Genomic DNA, 627 nt, shown 5'->3' with positions numbered 1-627 from the left:
GCGGCGATACGTACCGCGATGCCACGCCGGCGCAGGAAACGCCGCAGATCCGGGCGGTCGTAGGCCTTGTCCGCCCGCAGCTTGTCCGGTCGGCGTCGCCGCGGCCCGCGGCGGGAACGGATCGCCGGGATACTGGCCACCAGTGGGACGAAGGCCCCGCTGTCGTGCAGGTTCGCCGTGGAGACCGCCACGACCAGCGGCAGCCCGTCCGCGTCGGTCAGGACATGGATTTTCGAGCCCGGTTTGCCGCGATCGACCGGGTTCGGACCGGTCAGGCTTCCCCCTTTTTCGCGCGGAGACTGGCCGCGTCCACGATCACCGACGACCAGTCGACCTGCCCGGCCGCACCGTGCAGATCAAGGATCTTCCGATGCAGCCGGGGCCAGACACCCGCCCGGGTCCAGGCCTGGAACCGACGGTGCGCCGTGGGCACCGACACCCCGAACTCGGCCGGCAGATGCCGCCAGGCACACCCCGAGGTCAGCACGTAGACCACCGCGGTGAACACCGCCCGATCCTCTATCGGCGCGGTCCCACCACCCTGGTGGCGGGTCTCGAACCGGGGCAGCAGCGGTTCCACCAGCTCCCACAGATCGTCCGGGACCAGCCGCAGAGCGAGGCTGCTCT

At 70.8% G+C, this 627-nt stretch carries 1 pseudogene; it reads right to left on the bottom strand.

From position 1 onward, the window contains the following. Positions 1–613, bottom strand: a pseudogene (locus FMEAI12_RS39590) (IS5 family transposase); the annotation flags it as partial. Positions 614–627 lie beyond the last annotated feature (14 nt).

This window comes from Parafrankia sp. Ea1.12 (genome assembly GCF_900465275.1).
In the GTDB taxonomy this organism is placed as follows: Bacteria; Actinomycetota; Actinomycetes; order Frankiales; family Frankiaceae; genus Parafrankia; species Parafrankia soli.
The sequence above is the reverse complement of the archived record's forward strand: the minus strand, read 5'-3'. Positions and strand labels throughout refer to the sequence as shown.